Consider the following 19,961-nt stretch of genomic DNA (forward strand, 5'->3'; position numbering starts at 1 on the left):
GGAGTGGTTCTGAACGCCTTGCTTCATCGGCGCCAGGTGATCTTTGCTGGAAAGCCTCGGCCCGGGGGCACTCCCCCCGCAAATGCGGGTGAATGCCCCTCCGGGCTCCGGAGTCAAGCCTAAAGCGTGCGAACGCGGTGCGTTACTCGCCCTTGGCCTTCGCGATGATCTCCTCGGCGACGTTCCGCGGAACCTCGGCGTAGGAGTCGAACTGCATCGAGTAGCTTGCGCGACCCGACGTCTTGCTGCGGAGGTCTCCGACGTAGCCGAACATCTCCGAGAGGGGCACGAGGCCCTTCACGACGCGGGCACCGGCCCGCTCCTCCATGGCCTGGATCTGACCACGGCGGGAGTTGATGTCGCCGATGACATCGCCCATGTAGTCCTCGGGCGTGGTGACCTCGACGGCCATCATCGGCTCGAGCAGCACGGGGCTGGCCTTGCGAGCGGCCTCCTTGAAGGCCTGCGAGCCGGCGATCTTGAAGGCGAGCTCGGAGGAGTCGACCTCGTGATAGGCACCGTCGAGAAGCGTGACGCGGACGCCCGTCATCTCGTACCCGGCGAGGATGCCGAACTGCATGGCCTCCTGCGCACCGGCGTCGACCGAAGGGATGTACTCCTTCGGGATACGACCACCGGTCACCTTGTTCACGAACTCGTACGAGGCGTCGCCGCCCTCGATCGGCTCGATCGCGATCTGCACCTTGGCGAACTGGCCGGTTCCACCAGTCTGCTTCTTGTGCGTGTAGTCGACGCGCTCGACGGCCTTGCGGATCGTCTCACGGTAGGCGACCTGCGGCTTACCGACGTTGGCCTCGACCTTGAACTCACGGCGCATACGGTCGACCAGCACCTCGAGGTGCAGCTCGCCCATACCACCGATGATGGTCTGGCCGGTCTCCTCGTCCGAGTGGACCTGGAAGGAGGGGTCCTCCTCCGCGAGACGCTGGATGGCGACACCCAGCTTCTCCTGGTCACCCTTGGACTTGGGCTCGATGGCGACCTGAATGACCGGCGCCGGGAAGTCCATGGACTCCAGGATCACCGGGTTCTTGTCGTCGGACAGCGTCTCACCGGTGGTGGTCTGCTTCAGGCCCATCACGGCGACGATGTCGCCGGCGCCCACCGACTCGATCTCCTCACGCTTGTTCGCGTGCATGCGGTAGATCTTGCCGATGCGCTCCTTCTTGCCCTTGACGGAGTTCAGCACCGCGGTGCCGGACTCCAGGCGACCGGAGTAGATCCGGACGAAGGTGAGCTTGCCGAGGTGCGGGTCGCTCATGATCTTGAACGCCAGCGCCGACAGCGGCTCCTCGTCGGACGGCTTGCGCTTGACGACGACCTCGGGGTCCTTGACGTCGTGGCCCTCGATGGCCTCGACGTCGAGCGGGGTCGGCAGGTAGCGCACGACCGCGTCGAGCAGGGGCTGGACGCCCTTGTTCTTGAACGCCGTGCCACAGAACACCGGGGTGACCGTGACGCCGTCGGACTTGCCGGACGCGATGGTGATGCGACGGATCGCGGCGTACAGCTGCTCCTCGGTGGGCTCCTGGCCCTCCAGGAACAGCTCCATGATCTCGTCGTCGTTCTCCGCGACGGCCTCGACCAGCTTGCCGCGGTACTCCTCGGCAGCCTCGGTGTGCGTGGCCGGGATGTCGACGACGTCGTACATCTCGCCCTTCGCCGCCTCGGCGGACCACACGAGCGCCTTCATGCGGACCAGGTCCACAACGCCCTTGAAGTCCATCTCGGCGCCGATCGGCAGCTGCATGACGAGCGGGACGGCGCCCAGGCGGTCCGAGATCATGTCCACACAGCGGTGGAACTCGGCGCCGGTACGGTCCAGCTTGTTCACGAAGCAGATGCGCGGCACGCCGTAACGGTCGGCCTGACGCCACACCGTCTCGGACTGCGGCTCGACACCGGCGACACCGTCGAACACCGTGACGGCACCGTCGAGCACGCGGAGCGAACGCTCCACCTCGACCGTGAAGTCGACGTGCCCGGGAGTGTCGATGATGTTGATCGTGTAGTCGTTGTCCTCGAGCGGCCAGTGACAGGTGGTGGCAGCAGAGGTGATCGTGATGCCACGCTCCTGCTCCTGCTCCATCCAGTCCATGGTGGCAGCGCCGTCGTGGACCTCACCGATCTTGTAGCTGACGCCGGTGTAGAAGAGGATCCGCTCGGTGGTGGTCGTCTTGCCCGCGTCGATGTGGGCCATGATCCCGATGTTGCGGACCTTGGCCAGGTCAAGTGAAGTGGTAGCCATAAGGCTTCGGTCTTCTCTCGGTCTCGATGGGGTCTGCGACTACCAGCGGTAGTGCGCGAAGGCCTTGTTGGACTCGGCCATCTTGTGGGTGTCCTCGCGCTTCTTGACGGCCGCACCGAGGCCGTTCGAAGCGTCGAGAAGCTCGTTGAGCAGACGCTCGGTCATGGTCTTCTCGCGACGGGCGCGGGAGTAACCGACCAGCCAGCGCAGGGCGAGCGTGTTCGCACGGCCCGGCTTGACCTCGATCGGGACCTGGTAGGTCGCGCCACCGACACGGCGGGACTTGACCTCGAGGGTCGGCTTGATGTTCTCCAGCGCGCGCTTCAGCGTGATGACCGGGTCGTTGCTGGTCTTCTCGCGCAGGCCCTCCATGGCGCCGTACACGATGCGCTCGGCGGTGGAGCGCTTGCCGTTCAGCAGCACCTTGTTGATGAGGGAGGTCACCAGAGGAGAACCGTAGACCGGGTCGATGATGACCGGGCGCTTCGGGGCGGGGCCCTTACGAGGCATTTCTACTTCTCCTTCTTGGCGCCGTAGCGGCTGCGGGCCTGCTTGCGGTTCTTGACACCCTGGGTGTCAAGCGAACCGCGGATGATCTTGTAGCGAACACCGGGCAGGTCCTTCACACGACCGCCACGCACGAGCACGATGGAGTGCTCCTGCAGGTTGTGTCCCTCACCCGGAATGTAAGCAGTGACCTCGATCCCGCTGGTCAGACGCACACGCGCGACCTTACGCAGGGCCGAGTTCGGCTTCTTCGGGGTGGTCGTGAACACACGCGTGCAGACGCCACGACGCTGAGGGGAACCCTCGAGTGCGGGCGTCTTGTTCTTCTCGACCTTGTCCTGCCGGCCCTTCCGGACCAGCTGCTGGATCGTAGGCACTACTTCTCCGGTTTCTGTGTGCCGAATGGTGAAGCTAACCTGGAACTTCGCCGACCCACGCGGTCGGGTGTGTCGAATCCGGCGGACTCCCGCCGTGAGGCGAAAAGGGCGCAGATTACGGTGGCCGCTCGAGGCTCCCCTAGTGCGGTTGAAGGCACGCACGAGAGCCAGGGCACACCCCAGGCACAAGGTCTGAGCGTACCCAGCTGATTCGCTGCGGTCAAAACAAATGGACGGCGGCAACCTCTCGGGGCGACCGGTGTCAAGCCCCTACGCCGTGGATGATCTTCGATTTCACACTGCGCACACGTGGAAGCGGGCTCCGCCCACGGGGCTCACCCGGAGGCGAGACCCACGGCGATCAGCAGCGTCATCAGGATCGACCACGAGGCGATCGACAGCCAGCCCAACACCAGCCCGGTCAGCGCGAGCCCGTCGCCGCTCTCTCCCGTCCGCTCGATCTCCGCGCGCGCCGCGTGCCCGAGGATCACCGCCGGGATCCCGGTGAACCCGAGGCTCGGCACACACAGCAGCCCGCACACCGCGGCTCCGACCGCCTTCCCGTTCGCCCGCGGCCGCGGGGCGGGCAGAAAGGTCCGCGGTACGGCGGTGACGGGCGCCGGCTGGGGCACGGGCCCGAGCGGCAGATCGGACACGAGCAGCGCCAGCTCCCCGACCGTACGGGCGCCGCACGCCCGCTCCACCCGCTTGTCGAACTCGCCCTTCTCCAGCCGCCCCTCCCCGAAGCCGGCCCGAAGCACATCGACGGCCCGCTCACGGTCGGCGTGGGAGGCGAGCATGCCGGAGGCGCTCGGCGGGACCTGCGGGGCGGGGTAGGCGGGCCAGGGGCGCGCTACGGGGGTGTAGGCGCCGGTCCAGGGGCGCGCGACAGGAGCGTCCGCACCGGGTCCCGGCCGCGGTCCACCTCTTCCCTGCCCGTCGCCCGGCACACCACTGCCCGACGACTCGTCCTCGCCCTCCCAGGGCCGCCACGACGAATGCGACACGGAGCACCTCCCGAACCCCCGAGATTCCTCCATGATGCGGCATTACGTGCCTTTGTCGACGGTACGCGCATCAGCCATGGCGGCCGATTGTCGCTCGTTCCCCGCCGACGCCCACGCGCGGGCACGCCGGAGGGCGGCCACCCCACAGGGTGACCGCCCCTCCGACTCAAGCAACCCGCTTACTGGTTGTACGGCCCGTAGTCGTAGTCCTCCAGCGGCACAGCCTGCCCGGAGCCCGTGCCGAACGGCGAGTAGTCGATGTCGTCGTAGCCGACGGCCGAGTACATCGCGGCCTTGGCCTCCTCGGTCGGCTCGACCCGGATGTTGCGGTAGCGGGACAGACCCGTACCGGCCGGGATGAGCTTACCGATGATGACGTTCTCCTTGAGGCCGATGAGGCTGTCGGACTTGGCGTTGATCGCCGCGTCCGTCAGGACTCGGGTCGTCTCCTGGAAGGAGGCGGCCGACAGCCAGGATTCCGTCGCCAGCGAGGCCTTGGTGATACCCATCAGCTGCGGACGACCGGAGGCCGGGTGACCGCCCTCCTGGACCACACGACGGTTCTCGGTCTCGAACTTCGAGCGCTCGACCAGCTCACCGGGCAGCAGCTCGGCGTCGCCGGACTCGATGATCGTCACGCGGCGCAGCATCTGCCGGATGATGATCTCGATGTGCTTGTCGTGGATCGACACACCCTGCGAGTTGTAGACCTTCTGGACCTCGCCGACCAGGTGGACCTGGACGGCACGCTGGCCCAGAATGCGCAGCACGTCGTGCGGGTTGGTGGCACCCACGGTGAGCTTCTGGCCCACCTCGACGTGCTCGCCCTCGCTGACCAGGAGTCGGGCGCGCTTCGAGATCGGGAACGCCGTCTCGTCGCTGCCGTCGTCCGGCGTGATGACGATCTTCTTGGTCTTCTCGGTCTCCTCGATCCGCACGCGGCCCTGGGCCTCGGAGATCGGGGCGACACCCTTCGGGGTACGGGCCTCGAAGAGCTCGACGACACGCGGCAGACCCTGGGTGATGTCGTCACCGGCCACACCACCGGTGTGGAAGGTACGCATCGTCAGCTGGGTACCGGGCTCACCGATGGACTGGGCGGCGATGATGCCGACCGCCTCACCGATGTCGACCAGCTTGCCGGTGGCCAGCGAGCGGCCGTAGCACATCGCGCAGGTACCGACGGCGGACTCGCAGGTCAGGACCGAGCGGGTCTTGACCTCGGAGACACCGTGCTTGACGAGCTCGTCGATGAGGACGTCGCCGAGGTCGGTGTTGGCCGGGGCCAGCACCTTGCCGTCGACGGTGATGTCCTCGGCCAGCGCACGTGCGTACACGCTGGTCTCGACGTTGTCCGCCTTGCGCAGCACACCGTCCGCGCCGATCTCCGCGATCTGGAGCCGGAGGCCGCGCTCGGTGCCGCAGTCCTCCTCGCGGATGATGACGTCCTGCGAGACGTCCACCAGACGACGGGTCAGGTAACCCGAGTCGGCGGTACGCAGGGCGGTGTCGGCCAGACCCTTACGGGCACCGTGGGTGGAGATGAAGTACTCCAGCACGGACAGGCCCTCACGGAAGGACGCCTTGATCGGACGCGGGATCGTCTCGTTCTTGGCGTTCGACACCAGACCGCGCATACCGGCGATCTGCCGCATCTGCATCATGTTTCCTCGGGCACCCGAGTCAACCATCATGAAGATGGGGTTGGTCTTCGGGAAGTTCGCGTTCATCGCCTCGGCGACCTCGTTGGTCGCCTTGGTCCAGATCGCGATGAGCTCCTGAGTCCGCTCTTCCTTCGTGATGAGACCGCGCTCGTACTGCTTCTGGACCTTCTCGTCCTGGGCCTCGTAGCCCTTGACGATCTCGACCTTCGCCTCGGGAACGACGATGTCGGAGATGGCCACGGTGACGCCGGAACGGGTCGCCCAGAAGAAGCCCGCCGCCTTCAGGTTGTCGAGCGTCGCCGCCACGATGACCTTGGGGTAGCGCTCGGCCAGGTCGTTGACGATCTCGGAGAGCTGCTTCTTGCCCACCGAGTAGTCGACGAACGGGTAGTCCTCGGGCAGCAGCTCGTTGAAGAGCGCGCGGCCCAGGGTGGTGCGCAGGCGGAAGGTGTCCCCCTGCTGCCACTCGGGCTCGCCCTCCTCGCGCGCCGGAGGCATCCAGCCGCGCGGCGGGATGGTGCCCACCGGGAAGCGGATGTCGATCGGCGACTGCAGCGCGAGCTCGCCGGCGTCGAACGCCATGATCGCCTCGGCCGTGGAGCCGAAGGACCGGCCCTCGCCCTTGGTGTCACGCAGTTCGCCGTCGGTGGTGAGGAAGAACAGACCGAGGACCATGTCCTGGGTCGGCATCGTCACCGGACGGCCGTCGGCGGGCTTGAGGATGTTGTTCGAGGACAGCATCAGGATGCGGGCCTCGGCCTGCGCCTCCGCGGACAGCGGAAGGTGCACGGCCATCTGGTCGCCGTCGAAGTCCGCGTTGAACGCGGTGCAGACGAGCGGGTGGATCTGGATGGCCTTGCCCTCGACCAGCTGCGGCTCGAAGGCCTGGATGCCGAGGCGGTGCAGGGTGGGCGCACGGTTCAGCAGAACCGGGTGCTCGGCGATGACCTCTTCGAGGACGTCGTACACGACCGTGCGGCCGCGCTCCACCATGCGCTTGGCGCTCTTGATGTTCTGCGCGTGGTTCAGGTCGACCAGGCGCTTCATCACGAACGGCTTGAAGAGCTCCAGCGCCATCGCCTTCGGCAGACCGCACTGGTGCAGCTTCAGCTGCGGACCGACGACGATCACGGAACGCGCGGAGTAGTCCACACGCTTGCCGAGCAGGTTCTGACGGAAACGACCCTGCTTGCCCTTGAGCATGTCGCTCAGGGACTTCAGCGGGCGGTTACCGGGACCGGTGACCGGGCGACCACGACGACCGTTGTCGAACAGCGCGTCGACGGCCTCCTGAAGCATGCGCTTCTCGTTGTTCACGATGATCTCGGGGGCACCGAGGTCGAGAAGCCGCTTCAGGCGGTTGTTCCGGTTGATCACACGGCGGTACAGGTCGTTCAGGTCGGAGGTCGCGAAGCGGCCACCGTCCAGCTGCACCATCGGGCGAAGGTCCGGCGGGATGACCGGGACGCAGTCGAGAACCATGCCCTTGGGGCTGTTGGAGGTCTGCAGGAACGCAGACACGACCTTCAGCCGCTTCAGCGCACGGGTCTTCTTCTGGCCCTTGCCGGTACGGATGATCTCGCGGAGGCGCTCGGCCTCCTCGTCGAGGTCGAAGGACTCCAGGCGCTTCTGCAGCGCCGCGGCACCCATCGAACCGTCGAAGTACGTGCCGAAGCGGTCACGCAGCTCGCGGTAGAGCAGCTCGTCGCCCTCTAGGTCCTGGACCTTGAGGTTCTTGAAGCGGGTCCACACCTCGTCGAGACGGTCGATCTCGCGCTGCGCACGGTCGCGCAGCTGCTTCATCTCACGCTCGGCACCCTCGCGCACCTTGCGGCGCACGTCGGCCTTGGCGCCCTCGGCCTCCAGCTCGGCCAGGTCGCTTTCCAGCTTCTTGGCACGGGCCTCGAGGTCGGCGTCACGCCGGTTCTCGACCTGCTGACGCTCCACGGAGACGTGCGCCTCCAGGGAGGGCAGGTCGCGGGTGCGGCGCTCCTCGTCGACGTACGTGATCATGTACGCCGCGAAGTAGATGACCTTCTCCAGGTCCTTCGGAGCGAGGTCGAGCAGGTAGCCGAGGCGCGACGGAACGCCCTTGAAGTACCAGATGTGCGTGACGGGGGCGGCCAGTTCGATGTGGCCCATCCGCTCACGGCGCACCTTGGCGCGAGTGACCTCGACGCCGCAGCGCTCACAGATGATGCCCTTGAACCGGACACGCTTGTACTTGCCGCAGTAGCACTCCCAGTCCCGGGTCGGACCGAAGATCTTCTCGCAGAAGAGTCCGTCCTTTTCGGGCTTGAGGGTGCGGTAGTTGATGGTCTCTGGCTTCTTGACCTCGCCGTGGCTCCACTGACGGATGTCGTCAGCGGTGGCCAGACCGATCCGGAGCTCATCGAAGAAGTTGACGTCGAGCACTATGCGTCAATCCCTCTCAGGGTTGTAAGTCTTGGGGTCTGAAACGGGGGTCCAGGGGCCGGCCGGAGGTTCCTCACCAGGTCCTCCGGCCGGACTCCCGTCAGACCTCTTCGACGCTGCTCGGCTCGCGCCGGGACAGGTCGATGCCGAGCTCTTCCGCCGCGCGGAAGACGTCCTCGTCGGTGTCGCGCATCTCGATGGACATGCCGTCCGAGGACAGCACCTCCACGTTGAGGCACAGGGACTGCATCTCCTTGATGAGCACCTTGAAGGACTCGGGGATGCCGGGCTCGGGGATGTTCTCGCCCTTGACGATGGCCTCGTAGACCTTCACGCGGCCGGTGACGTCGTCGGACTTGATGGTCAGCAGCTCCTGGAGGGCGTAGGCGGCGCCGTATGCCTCCAGCGCCCACACCTCCATCTCACCGAAGCGCTGGCCACCGAACTGGGCCTTACCACCCAGCGGCTGCTGGGTGATCATCGAGTACGGACCGGTCGACCGGGCGTGCAGCTTGTCGTCGACCAGGTGGTGGAGCTTGAGGATGTACATGTAGCCGACCGAGATCGGCTCCGGGAACGGCTCGCCGGAGCGGCCGTCGAACAGCCTCGCCTTACCGGTCGGCTGCACCATGCGCTCGCCGTCGCGGTTCGGGATGGTGTGGTTCAGCAGACCCGCGAGCTCGTCCTCACGCGCACCGTCGAACACCGGGGTGGCGACGTTGGTGCCCGGGTCGACCTGGTCGGCGCCGATCACCTGAAGCCGCTGCGCCCAGTCCTCGGCGAGCCCGGAGACGTCCCAGCCGCGACTGGCGAGCCAGCCGAGGTGGATCTCCAGAACCTGTCCCGGGTTCATTCGGGACGGCACACCGAGCGGGTTGAGGATGATGTCGACCGGGGTCCCGTCCTCGAGGAACGGCATGTCCTCGATGGGCAGGATCTTGGAGATGACACCCTTGTTGCCGTGTCGGCCGGCGAGCTTGTCACCGTCGGTGATCTTGCGCTTCTGCGCCACGTACACGCGCACCAGCTGGTTCACACCGGGGGGAAGCTCGTCGCCCTCCTCGCGGTCGAAGACACGCACGCCGATGACCTTGCCGGTCTCGCCGTGCGGCACCTTCAGCGAGGTGTCACGGACCTCACGGGCCTTCTCACCGAAGATCGCGCGCAGCAGGCGCTCCTCCGGCGTCAGCTCGGTCTCACCCTTGGGCGTGACCTTGCCGACGAGGATGTCACCGGCGATGACCTCGGCACCGATACGGATGATGCCGCGCTCGTCGAGGTCGGCGAGGACCTCCTCGGAGACGTTCGGGATGTCCCGGGTGATCTCCTCGGGGCCGAGCTTGGTGTCACGGGCGTCGACCTCGTGCTCCTCGATGTGGATCGAGGAGAGGACGTCGTCCTGCACGAGGCGCTGCGACAGGATGATCGCGTCCTCGTAGTTGTGACCCTCCCACGGCATGAACGCCACGAGCAGGTTCTTGCCGAGCGCCATCTCGCCGTTCTCGGTGGCCGCGCCGTCGGCGAGGACCTGGCCCTCGACGACGCGGTCGCCCTCGTCGATGATGACCTTCTGGTTGACCGAGGTGCCCTGGTTGGAACGGGCGAACTTGGCCAGGCGGTACGTGATGTACGTGCCGTCGTCGTTGGCGGTGGTGATGTAGTCCGCGGAGACCTCCTGGACCACACCCGCCTTCTCGGCCTTGACCACGTCACCGGCGTCGACGGCGGAGCGGTACTCCATGCCGGTGCCGACGAGCGGGGCCTCGGACTTGATGAGCGGCACGGCCTGGCGCATCATGTTCGCGCCCATGAGGGCACGGTTGGCGTCGTCGTGCTCGAGGAACGGGATCATGGCGGTCGCGACCGACACCATCTGGCGCGGCGAGACGTCCATGTAGTCCACGTCGTCACCGGGGACGTAGTCGACCTCGCCGCCACGGCGGCGGACCAGGACGCGGTTCTCGGTGAAGCGCATGTCGTCGTCGAGCGTGGCGTTGGCCTGCGCGATGACGAAGCGGTCCTCCTCGTCGGCCGTCAGGTAGTCGACGTCGTCGGTGACGATGCCCTCGACGACCTTGCGGTACGGCGTCTCCACGAAGCCGAACGCGTTGACGCGGCCGTAGGAGGCGAGCGAACCGATCAGACCGATGTTCGGGCCTTCGGGCGTCTCGATCGGGCACATACGGCCGTAGTGGGACGGGTGCACGTCACGGACCTCGAAGCCGGCCCGCTCACGGGAGAGACCACCCGGGCCAAGAGCCGACAGACGGCGCTTGTGGGTGAGACCCGACAGCGGGTTGTTCTGGTCCATGAACTGCGACAGCTGGCTGGTGCCGAAGAACTCCTTGATGGAGGCGACGACCGGCCGGATGTTGATCAGGGTCTGCGGCGTGATCGCCTCGACGTCCTGGGTCGTCATGCGCTCACGCACGACGCGCTCCATACGAGCCAGACCCGTGCGGACCTGGTTCTGGATGAGCTCGCCGACGCTGCGCAGACGACGGTTGCCGAAGTGGTCGATGTCGTCGGTCTCGACGACGATGTTCGTGCCGCTGTCGCCGACCGTCTCGGTCTCGCCCGCGTGCAGCTTCACCAGGTACTTGATCGTCGAGATGATGTCCTCGACGGTCAGGATGCCCGCGTCCAGCGGAGCCTCCGCACCCAGCTTCTTGTTGACCTTGTAGCGGCCGACCTTGGCGAGGTCGTAGCGCTTCGGGTTGAAGTAGAGGTTCTCGAGCAGCGTCTGCGCGGCCTCACGGGTCGGGGGCTCGCCCGGACGCAGCTTGCGGTAGATGTCGAGAAGCGCGTCGTCCTGGCCCTGGGTGTGGTCCTTCTCCAGGGTGGCGCGCATCGACTCGTACTCGCCGAACTCCTCGAGGATCTGCTCGGTGGTCCAGCCGAGAGCCTTCAGGAGCACGGTGACGGACTGCTTGCGCTTGCGGTCGATACGGACACCGACCATGTCGCGCTTGTCGATCTCCATCTCCAGCCAGGCACCCCGGGAGGGGATGATCTTGGCCGAGAAGATGTCCTTGTCGGACGTCTTGTCGATGGAGGAGTCGAAGTAGACGCCCGGCGAGCGGACCAGCTGCGACACCACGACACGCTCGGTGCCGTTGATGACGAAGGTGCCCTTGTGGGTCATGAGCGGGAAGTCGCCCATGAAGACCGTCTGGGACTTGATCTCGCCGGTCTCGTTGTTGGTGAACTCGGCCGTCACGAAGAGCGGGGCCGCGTACGTGAAGTCGCGGTCCTTGCACTCGTCGATGCTGTTCTTCGGCGGCTCGAAACGGTGGTCACGGAACGTCAGCGACATCGACCCGGAGAAGTCCTCGATCGGGGAGATCTCCTCGAAGATCTCCTCCAGACCGGACTTGGTGGGGACGTCCTGACCTGACTCCAGAGCCTCCTCGACCCGACTCTGCCAAGCGGTGTTCCCGAGCAGCCAGTCAAAGCTCTCGGTCTGCAGCGCGAGCAGGTTGGGAACCTCGAGAGGCTCCTTGATCTTTGCAAAAGAGATGCGCAGCGGGGCGGTGCTGGCGGCGTTGTTCGTATTCGCGGTCGAGGCAGTGCGCGAGGCGGCCAAGAGGGGGTCCTTCCGAGGGCTCGGACTCACTACGCGCTCCCCGGACCCTCACCCACGGCACAGAGACAGGTATCTCCGATTCGGCCGAAGGGCCAGGTCAGAGATGGTCCGATCATCGATGCTCAGGCGAGGGCAGACCCCTGGTGACGGGCAGGGGGCAGCTAACAGGCAGCGCAAAGGGTCAGTGTAGCCAGTCGGCGCACTGATGTCCAGCCCTGCTTTTCTGCCCAGTCTTCAAAAACTCTCGCTGCCCTCAACGTCCTCGGCATGCCTGCCCTCAACGCACGTTGATACTGCCCTCTTCGTCACCGATCCATGCCTCGGATTCGGACCGTTCTGGCGACGCGTCCTGAGAATTGCGCGCTGCGTGCGGTTCGTCAAGGCCCCCCAGCCCGAACCGGGGCGTTCGGGAGACACGACGAAGATCACCATACCCCCCGCCCAGGAGGCGACAAGGTAACCGTGGCCGCGCCCCCAGGAACGCCGAAGAGCGACCACCCGGATGGATGATCGCTCTTCGGTGCTTGCGCGTTACAGGTCCAGCGGGACCTGTGAGAGGTGTTACTTGACCTCGACGGAGGCGCCGGCGCCCTTGAGGGACTCGGCGGCCTTCTCGGCGGCTTCCTTGGCGACCTTCTCGAGAACGGGCTTGGGGGCGCCGTCCACGAGGTCCTTGGCCTCCTTCAGACCCAGGGAGGTCAGCTCACGCACGACCTTGATGACCTGGATCTTCTTCTCGCCGGCACCCGTGAGGATGACGTCGAACTCGTCCTGCTCCTCGGCGACCTCGGCGGCAGCGGCCGGGCCGGCGGGGCCGGCGACGGCGACCGCGGCGGCGGCGGTGACGTCGAACTTCTCCTCGAAGGCCTTCACGAACTCGGAGAGCTCGATGAGGGTCATCTCCTCGAACTGCGCGAGCAGGTCTTCCTGGCTGAGCTTCGCCATGATGGGCGATCCTTCCACTAATTCGGCTGGTGCCGGTATGTACATGTCTGGCGGGCGTACGTTCGGCCCGCGACGACCGTCACCTCAGGCGGGACGCCTCAGGCAGCGATCATTTCGGGAGCCGAATTACTCGGCACCGCCCTGCTCGTCCTGCTTGGCACGAAGCGCGTCCACGGTGCGGACGAGCTTCGACGGGAGCGCCTGGAAGACCTGAGCAGCCTGAGTCTGCTTGCCCTTGAAGGCGCCCGCCAGCTTGGCGAGCAGAACCTCGCGGGACTCGAGGTCCGCAAGCTTCTTGATCTCGTCGGCGGACAGCGCCTTGCCGTCAAGGACACCGCCCTTGATGACGAGGTTCGGGTTGTCCTTGGCGAAGTCACGAAGACCCTTGGCCGACTCCACCGGGTCACCGGTGACGAAGGCGACCGCCGTCGGACCGTTGAACAGGTCGTCGAGCGTCGTGATCCCGGCCTCGTTGGCCGCAATCTTGGTCAGCGTGTTCTTCACCACGGCGTACTGGGCGTTCTCACCGAGCGAACGACGCAGCGTCTTGAGCTGCGCCACGGTGAGACCCCGGTACTCGGTCAGCACGGCGGCGTTCGAGCTGCGGAACTGCTCCGTCAGCTCGGCTACCGCGGCAGCCTTGTCGGGCCTTGCCATAGAGCGTCGGCCTCCTTCCGGGTGATGAGGACCGCTCAGAAGGGGCTGAACAAACGAAACGCCCCGGCGCAGGCGCACGGGGCGTAGCTCGACCGGCATCACATACGCAATGCATGTGGTCCAGGAGCGACTTCCACATTCACCTGCGCGGGTCGTCCGCGGTTTCAGCGGATCCTTCGGCCACTGCGCCCTCTAGCGAGAACACAGCAACGACCAGCGGTCTTTGGCTTCTGTAGGAGCGTACGTGACCGGATCCCTGTCAAGCAAATCCGGCCCTACGACGCTCAGCCGTTCTGGAGTTCCTTCATCATCTCGGCCAGGTCCGCGGTGTCCTTCGCGGGCGGGGCCGTGACGGTCACGGGCTTGTTGTAGTCGAGGAAGGTGAAGGTCATGTCGAACTTGCCCTTGTCCGCGTCACCCTGCATGCGGAACTGCTTGGCGTGGTCCTCACCGTCGACCCACATGTCCATCGTGAACTTGTCCAGGCCCAGCTTCTCCAGCTGCTCGGTGCTCTTCTCGCGCTGCTCGCGGACCGACTTGTCGGCGTCCTTGAAGGATGCCTTGAGCTCGGCCAGCGTGACGTCGCCCGCGTAGTGGGTCGTCTTGACCCCGTCGACCGTCTCGGTGCCGACCTTCTTCACGTCCTTGGCCCCGTTGAGGAAGGTGGACATGGAGGCCGGGTTCTGGTCGGCCTGGCCGGCGCCGGGCGCGGTGGCGCCGAGGCCGCCGTCCTTGTCGAGCCCGGACAGGTCGAACTTCATCCACTTCTTGCCGTCCATCTCCTTGGCCAGCTCGGCGTTGCCGCCGATGTACATGGCCTTGTCGACGAGACGGATCTCCGCGGAGCCCTGCCCGGCCGCGGTCATCTTCATGCTCATCGCGATGTCGGGCTTGGTCCGCATGGCGGCCTCGGCCTGGACCTGCCCCTGCTCGGGCATCTCGCCCTTCATCCGGTAGTGGAAGGAGGTGATGTCCTCGGTGTTCTTCGCCGCCTTGGCGACCGCGGCCGCGGGAGTCATCTCCGGCGACTCCTCGCCCCCCTTGGAACAGCTCACCGCACCCGCGGCGAGAGCCACGGCGGCGAGCCCGGCGCCGATGGTCCGACCGCGCACGGAACGTCGTACAGAAGTAGCCATTGATTCCCCCCAAGGAACACATGGTCGATTCACAGCAAGACCGCGAGCCTATCCGAGAGGGGCGCCAGGGATCCGCGAATTCCCTGTGGCTCAGGTGGGGTTGGTGCTCGACTGTGACAGGAGGGTCTTGAAGTCCTCGGTGTCGGCGGCCGGCGGCTTCTGTACGGCGACCGCGACGCCGTAGTCGCTGTAGTGGGCGGTCTGGGTCACCCTGCCGTTCGTCGTGCTGGTCTTCTCGACCTTCTTGACCAGGAGGTTCTTCTCGTTGATCCAGATGTCGACGGTCTCGGCGGTGACCTTGGCGTCCTGGAGGCGCCGCCGGAGCTCGGTGTCGGTGACGTCCTCCATCCGCACGGTGCCGGCGTAGTGCGTGGCGGCCTGGCCGTCCACGGTCTCCCGGCCGAGCTCGCGCACGTCCCCGGAGTCCAGCAGCAGCCTCACCGACTGGTCGGGGGTGGTGGAGCGCATCTGGTCGGCGAGGCCGGCGCCGCCGCCGAGGGTCTTCAGGTCGTCGTAGGCGTACCTGAGCCAGTGCTTGCCGCCCGTTTTCGCGGCGAAGGTGTCGCCCATGCGCGCGTAGTAGGCGTCGGAGAGGTAGCGGGCCTCCATGGAGGTGACGCCGAGGCCGCGCATCGTCTCGGCCGCGGTGCCGCCGGTGTAGTCGATGGTGAGGCTGCCGGAGAGGCCGTCGCGCCAGGCGAGGACGCCGTCGGCGGTGAGGGACAGCTGGGTGCCCATCACGGTGGTGGACCTCACCCGGGCCGTCTCGGCCCGCTGGGTGGAGCGCTCGGCGGTGCGCAGGGCCGGGAGGGCGGCGGGCGCCGAGGCGGTGCGCTCGCCCTCCGGCGCTTCGGAGGAGCCCGAGGACGTGCAGGCGGCCAGTCCCGTCAGCGCGGCGGCCGTCGCGACCCAGACCGTCGTCCTCTTCATGCGTCCCCCTGGTGCAAGTGCCCTGCTCGCACGCTAACCCAGAGCACAGCGCCCGCACACGGGAACGGGCCCCGCACCTGGAAAGGTGCGGGGCCCGGGAACCTGCCGGTGTCTCAGACCGCGGCCGGGTCCTCCTCGACGAGGAGGTTGCGGGTGCGGTTGGAGTCCAGCGGAATGCCGGGGCCCATCGTGGTGCTGATGGCGGCCTTCCTGATGTAGCGACCCTTGGCGGCGGACGGCTTCAGACGGAGGATCTCCTCCAGCGCCGCGCCGTAGTTCTCCACCAGCTTGGTGTCGTCGAACGACGTCTTGCCGATGATGAAGTGCAGGTTCGAGTGCTTGTCGACGCGGAACTCGATCTTGCCGCCCTTGATGTCGGTGACAGCCTTGGTGACATCGGGGGTGACGGTGCCGGTCTTGGGGTTCGGCATGAGACCACGGGGACCGAGCACGCGGCCGAGGCGGCCGACCTTGCCCATGAGGTCCGGGGTGGCGACGACGGCGTCGAAGTCCAGACGGCCCTTCGACACCTCGTCGATGAGCTCGTCGGCGCCGACGATGTCGGCGCCCGCGGCACGAGCGGCCTCGGCACGGTCACCGGTCGCGAAGACCAGGACCCGGGCGGTCTTACCGGTGCCGTGCGGGAGGTTCACGGTGCCACGGACCATCTGGTCGGCCTTGCGCGGGTCGACACCCAGACGGAAGGCGACCTCGACGGTGCCGTCGAACTTGGACGTGGAGGTCTCCTTGGCGAGACGGACGGCCTCGAGCGGGGCGTACAGCTTCTCCCGGTCGATCTTCTCGTCCGCAGCGCGAAGGGCCTTGCTGCGCTTGCTCACAACTGCTCCTGTGTGTTCTGAAAGGAGTCGTGGTACGGGCCGAGCAGGCCCTGCCACTTCTGCTTTGTACGGGGGGTTGGGGCTCAGCCCTCGACCGTGACGCCCATGGAACGCGCGGTGCCGGCGATGATCTTCGCGGCGGCGTCCAGGTCGTTGGCGTTGAGGTCGGGCATCTTGGTGGTGGCGATCTCGCGGACCTGCGCCTGGGTGATCTTGGCGACCTTGGTCTTGTGCGGCTCGCCGGAGCCCTTCTCCACGCCCGCGGCCTTGAGGATCATCTTGGCGGCCGGCGGCGTCTTGGTGATGAAGGTGAAGGAGCGGTCCTCGTAGACCGTGATCTCCACCGGGATCACCCAGCCACGCTGCGACTCGGTCGCGGCGTTGTACGCCTTGCAGAACTCCATGATGTTGACGCCGTGCTGACCCAGCGCGGGGCCGACCGGCGGAGCCGGGTTGGCGGCACCGGCCTGGATCTGGAGCTTGATGAGCCCCGTGACCTTCTTCTTCTTGGGAGGCATAGCTCTCCGGTTCCTCTCTTCGGGTCCTACCCGGGCCCAGATTGCTCCTCTGGACGCAGGCATACCGCACAACGATAGCGGGTATAGATGCGCGGCCAAAAACCGAGCAGGTCAGACGGGCTGCGTAAGCCCGTCTGACCTGCTCGGAAGCATGCGGTCCGCAGAACCTCAGTTCTTCTGGATCTGGTCGAAGCTCAGCTCGACCGGGGTCTCGCGGCCGAAGATCTCGACGAGGCCCTTGACCTTCTTCGAGTCGGCGTTGATCTCGTTGATCGTGGCCTGGAGGGTGGCGAAGGGGCCGTCGGTGACGGTGACCGAGTCGCCGACCTCGAAGTCCAGCACCTGGACCTCGACCTTGCGCTGCGGAGCGGGCTTGCCCTCGGCCTCGGCGGCCTCGCGGGCGGCCTTCTCCTCGGCCTCCGGGGCGAGCATCTTGACGATCTCGTCCAGGGTCAGCGGGTACGGGTCGTAGGCGTTGCCCACGAAGCCGGTGACGCCGGGGGTGTTGCGGACCACGCCCCAGGACTCGTTCGTCAGGTCCATGCGCACCAGCACGTAGCCGGGGAGCTTGTTCTGGCGGATGGTCTTGCGCTCGCCGTTCTTGATCTGCGCGACCTCTTCCTGCGGCACCTCGGCCTGGAAGATGAAGTCCTCGACGTTCAGCGAGACGGCACGCTGCTCGAGGTTGGTCTTCACGCGGTTCTCGTAGCCGGCGTAGGTGTGGATGACGTACCACTCGCCGGGAAGGGTCCGCAGTTCCTCGCGCAGGGCGGCGACGGGGTCGACCGGCTCGGCCGGCTCTTCCTCGACCTCTTCTTCGTCCTCGTCCTCGACGGCCTCGACGTCACCGCCGGACTCGTCCTCGACGTGGAGGGCGGATTCCTCGGCGGGCTCGCCCGCCTCGGCGTCGGCAGCCTCGACCTCGTCCAGGTCCTCGTCCGCGCCCTCGACGATGTCGAGCTCGTCGTCGACAGACTCGTCGGGCTCGATGGCGTCGTTCAGGTTCTGGTCAGACACGGTGGCTGCTTCTTCCTGGATACTTTGGGGTGGAACATGCGAAAAGGGGCGCCGGTAACCTCGGCGCCCTTCGCTCTGTGCTCAGCCGAATACGTACTTGGCGGCGTGGTTGAGTCCATAGTCAATCACGGTCACCAGGCCGATCATGACGAGGACGAAGACGATCACCACGGTCGTGTACGTCGTCAGCTGGTTCCGCGACGGCCAGACGACCTTGCGGAGCTCTGCGACGATCTGCCGGTAAAAGAGCGCGAGGCGCCTCAGCGGGCCCTTCTTGGCACGCTTGCCGCCCTTGCGGGTCTTCTTGGACTCCGGCGCCTCATCCTGGGCATCAGGCGTATCAATGGAGCCCACGGCGTCCGCCATTCGTCCTCACCTGTTCCCGGGTCGTGGCCGTGCCGCGCCCGGTTGGAGCCGCACGGCGGTGCATTGCTGTACGTACATGCGCACACATCCTGGCGAAGGTGTGTGTAGCAGGGCCGGAGGGACTTGAACCCCCAACCGCCGGTTTTGGAGACCGGTGCTCTACCAATTGAGCTACGACCCTTTGTGCGTCCCCCAACGTACCGCATCCGACCGGGTGCTCGGTGTGCACCGGCTGGGTGGGCTGCTGAAGGCCGACGAGGTGAGAGTGTACGTGGTCCACGGGCCCTCGTCGAACAGAAAGCGCCCGTACGGGCCTTGGGGACGGAAGATCGCCCAGCGTGAGAGGCGAATCCGGACGGTTGTTCAGCAGTTGTTCAGTCTGTGAAACCCGCGTGCCGGGGGAGTTTCCAGTCTGAAACGATGGGCTCCATGAGCGCTGCAACCCCTCCCACCGAGCGCCGGGTCTCCGCCCGAGTCGGCGCGATCTCCGAGTCCGCCACTCTCGCCGTGGACGCCAAGGCCAAGGCCCTCAAGGCCGCCGGGCGTCCGGTGATCGGCTTCGGCGCCGGCGAGCCCGACTTCCCGACCCCGGACTACGTCGTCCAGGCCGCCATCGAGGCCTGCTCGAACCCCAAGTACCACCGCTACACCCCGGCCGGCGGTCTTCCCGAGCTGAAGGCCGCGATCGCCGCGAAGACGCTGCGTGACTCCGGCTACGAGGTCGACGCGTCCCAGATCCTGGTGACCAACGGCGGAAAGCAGGCGATCTACGAGGCCTTCGCCGCGATCCTCGACCCGGGCGACGAGGTGATCGTCCCGGCGCCGTACTGGACGACGTACCCGGAGTCGATCCGGCTGGCCGGCGGTGTCCCGGTGGAGGTCGTCGCCGACGAGACGACCGGCTACCGCGTCTCCGTCGAGCAGCTGGAGGCGGCCCGCACCGAGAAGACGAAGGTCGTGCTCTTCGTCTCCCCGTCCAACCCGACCGGTGCCGTCTACAGCGAGACCGAGGCCGAGGCGATCGGCCGCTGGGCGGCCGAGCACGGCCTGTGGGTGCTGACCGACGAGATCTACGAGCACCTCGTCTACGGCGACGCGAAGTTCACCTCGCTGCCCGCGCTCCTGCCCGAGCTGCGCGACAAGTGCATCGTCGTCAACGGTGTCGCGAAGACGTACGCCATGACGGGCTGGCGGGTGGGCTGGATCATCGGCCCCAAGGACGTCGTCAAGGCCGCGACCAACCTCCAGTCGCACGCCACGTCCAACGTGTCGAACGTCGCCCAGGTCGCGGCCCTCGCCGCCGTCTCCGGCAACCTCGACGCGGTGGCGGAGATGCGCACGGCCTTCGACCGCCGCCGCAAGACCATCGTGCGGATGCTCAACGAGATCGACGGCGTGCTCTGCCCGGAGCCCGAGGGCGCCTTCTACGCCTACCCCTCGGTCAAGGCCCTGCTCGGCAAGGAGATCCGCGGCAAGCGCCCGCAGGACACCGTCGAGCTGGCCGCGCTGATCCTGGAGGAGTCCGAGGTCGCGGTCGTCCCGGGCGAGGCCTTCGGCACGCCGGGCTATCTGCGGCTGTCGTACGCCCTGGGTGACGAGGATCTCGTCGAGGGCGTCTCGCGGATCCAGAAGCTGCTGGCGGAGGCGCAGGACTGAGCCGCCGCGACAAGGCACCCCCTCCCATGAGGGGGTGCTTTTTTGTGCGAGCAAGACCACTAAAGGGGAAAG

Annotated in this window: 15 protein-coding genes and 1 tRNA gene; 1 reads left to right on the forward strand and 15 read right to left on the reverse strand. The window is 66.6% G+C overall.

The annotated features are described in order from the left end of the window. Positions 1-142 precede the first annotated feature (142 nt). The 15 genes from fusA to M2157_RS20165 form a co-directional block, all read right to left on the reverse strand. Positions 143-2,269: an elongation factor G gene (gene fusA / locus M2157_RS20095; protein ID WP_057607918.1), complete on the reverse strand. Its 2,127-nt coding sequence runs from the start codon at positions 2,267-2,269 to the stop codon at positions 143-145. Between the two features lie 39 nt (positions 2,270-2,308). Continuing rightward, positions 2,309-2,779, reverse strand: a complete 471-nt coding sequence (rpsG, locus tag M2157_RS20100) for a 30S ribosomal protein S7 (protein ID WP_005481264.1) — start codon at positions 2,777-2,779, stop codon at positions 2,309-2,311. A 2-nt stretch (positions 2,780-2,781) separates the two neighbouring features. Further along, the gene (rpsL, locus tag M2157_RS20105; protein ID WP_003948652.1) at positions 2,782-3,153 is read right to left on the reverse strand and encodes a 30S ribosomal protein S12; all 372 of its coding nucleotides are present in this window, start codon (positions 3,151-3,153) and stop codon (positions 2,782-2,784) included. Positions 3,154-3,488: 335 nt separating this feature from the next. Then, complete coding sequence (locus M2157_RS20110; protein ID WP_280868248.1) at positions 3,489-3,953, reverse strand: DUF1707 and DUF4190 domain-containing protein; 465 nt, start codon at positions 3,951-3,953, stop codon at positions 3,489-3,491. Between the two features lie 386 nt (positions 3,954-4,339). Then, entirely contained in the window at positions 4,340-8,239 is a 3,900-nt protein-coding gene (locus M2157_RS20115; RefSeq protein WP_280863110.1) for a DNA-directed RNA polymerase subunit beta', read from the reverse strand. Between the two features lie 100 nt (positions 8,240-8,339). Beyond that, positions 8,340-11,825 (reverse strand): DNA-directed RNA polymerase subunit beta, encoded by a 3,486-nt coding sequence (rpoB, locus tag M2157_RS20120; protein WP_280863111.1) that lies wholly within the window; start codon positions 11,823-11,825, stop codon positions 8,340-8,342. Between the two features lie 561 nt (positions 11,826-12,386). Beyond that, positions 12,387-12,770: a 50S ribosomal protein L7/L12 gene (rplL, locus tag M2157_RS20125; RefSeq protein WP_266560781.1), complete on the reverse strand. Its 384-nt coding sequence runs from the start codon at positions 12,768-12,770 to the stop codon at positions 12,387-12,389. Positions 12,771-12,896: 126 nt separating this feature from the next. Beyond that, positions 12,897-13,427, reverse strand: coding sequence for a 50S ribosomal protein L10 (gene rplJ, locus M2157_RS20130; protein ID WP_266521127.1), 531 nt, complete (start codon positions 13,425-13,427; stop codon positions 12,897-12,899). A gap of 284 nt (positions 13,428-13,711) precedes the next feature. Further along, a complete protein-coding gene (locus M2157_RS20135) occupies positions 13,712-14,563 on the reverse strand; it encodes a DUF1396 domain-containing protein (protein ID WP_280865869.1) in 852 nt (283 codons plus the stop codon). A gap of 90 nt (positions 14,564-14,653) precedes the next feature. Next, positions 14,654-15,493, reverse strand: a complete 840-nt coding sequence (locus M2157_RS20140) for a hypothetical protein (protein ID WP_280865870.1) — start codon at positions 15,491-15,493, stop codon at positions 14,654-14,656. Between the two features lie 113 nt (positions 15,494-15,606). Further along, positions 15,607-16,332, reverse strand: a complete 726-nt coding sequence (gene rplA / locus M2157_RS20145) for a 50S ribosomal protein L1 (protein ID WP_057607926.1) — start codon at positions 16,330-16,332, stop codon at positions 15,607-15,609. A gap of 83 nt (positions 16,333-16,415) precedes the next feature. Beyond that, on the reverse strand, positions 16,416-16,850 hold the full coding sequence (gene rplK / locus M2157_RS20150; protein ID WP_007384044.1) for a 50S ribosomal protein L11: 435 nt from the start codon (positions 16,848-16,850) through the stop codon (positions 16,416-16,418). A gap of 168 nt (positions 16,851-17,018) precedes the next feature. Further along, positions 17,019-17,867, reverse strand: coding sequence for a transcription termination/antitermination protein NusG (nusG, locus tag M2157_RS20155; RefSeq protein ID WP_266521119.1), 849 nt, complete (start codon positions 17,865-17,867; stop codon positions 17,019-17,021). 81 nt (positions 17,868-17,948) lie between these two features. Then, positions 17,949-18,233, reverse strand: coding sequence for a preprotein translocase subunit SecE (gene secE, locus M2157_RS20160; RefSeq protein WP_266521117.1), 285 nt, complete (start codon positions 18,231-18,233; stop codon positions 17,949-17,951). Positions 18,234-18,341: 108 nt separating this feature from the next. Next, positions 18,342-18,414, reverse strand: a tRNA-Trp gene (locus tag M2157_RS20165). Between the two features lie 248 nt (positions 18,415-18,662). On the opposite strand from M2157_RS20165, the gene M2157_RS20170 reads away from it, so the two are divergent. Beyond that, entirely contained in the window at positions 18,663-19,889 is a 1,227-nt protein-coding gene (locus tag M2157_RS20170) for a pyridoxal phosphate-dependent aminotransferase (RefSeq protein ID WP_280863114.1), read from the forward strand. The last annotated feature ends 72 nt before the right edge of the window (positions 19,890-19,961 follow it).

It is taken from the genome of Streptomyces sp. SAI-127 (assembly GCF_029894425.1).
Lineage (GTDB): Bacteria > Actinomycetota > Actinomycetes > Streptomycetales > Streptomycetaceae > Streptomyces.